This window comes from Streptomyces sp. HD (genome assembly GCF_028369295.1).
Classification (GTDB): Bacteria; Actinomycetota; Actinomycetes; order Streptomycetales; family Streptomycetaceae; genus Streptomyces.
In genome coordinates, this window is the sequence record NZ_JAQMYP010000175.1 from 1 (window position 1) to 602 (window position 602).

1 pseudogene is annotated in these 602 nt (G+C 74.3%); it reads left to right on the forward strand.

Features of this window, described 5'->3' with window-relative positions:
• A pseudogene (locus POF73_RS45870) lies at window positions 1-602 on the forward strand (polyketide synthase); the annotation flags it as partial.

Consider the following 602-nt stretch of genomic DNA (forward strand, 5'->3'; position numbering starts at 1 on the left):
GGACCGAGATGGACGGCCTGCGCTACCGCGTCGAATGGCGGCCGCTGGCCGACGTCTCCGGCTCCGCGACGCTGTCCGGCCGCTGGCTGATGGTCGAGCCGGCCGGATTCGCCGAGGACCCGTGGGCCCAGGCGGTGTTCGACGCTCTGGCAGCCGGTGGTGCCGAGGTGGAGCGAGTCGCCTACGACGCCGCCACGGACCGTGCGCAGCTCGCCGCGCGGCTGGAGGGTGAAGCGTCGATCGCGGGCGTGGTGTCGCTGCTCGCTCTCTCCGGTGACCTGAACGAGGAAGACGGCGTGCCTGCGGGCGTGTCGGGTTCGGTGGCGCTGCTGCAGGCCCTCGGCGACGCCGGTGTGACGGCACCGCTGTGGGCGGTGACCCGGGGCGCCGTGTCGGTGGGCCGCTCGGATGGCCCGGTCGACGCCGTACAGGGAGCCGTCTGGGGCCTGGGCCGCGTGGCGGCTCTGGAGGCCGCCGACCGCTGGGGCGGTCTGATCGACCTGCCCACCGCGATCGACCGCCGCACGGCGGGCCGACTGGCGGCGGTCCTGTCCGGTGTGGGGGATGAGGATCAGGTTGCGGTGCGGGTGTCGGGTGTGTTT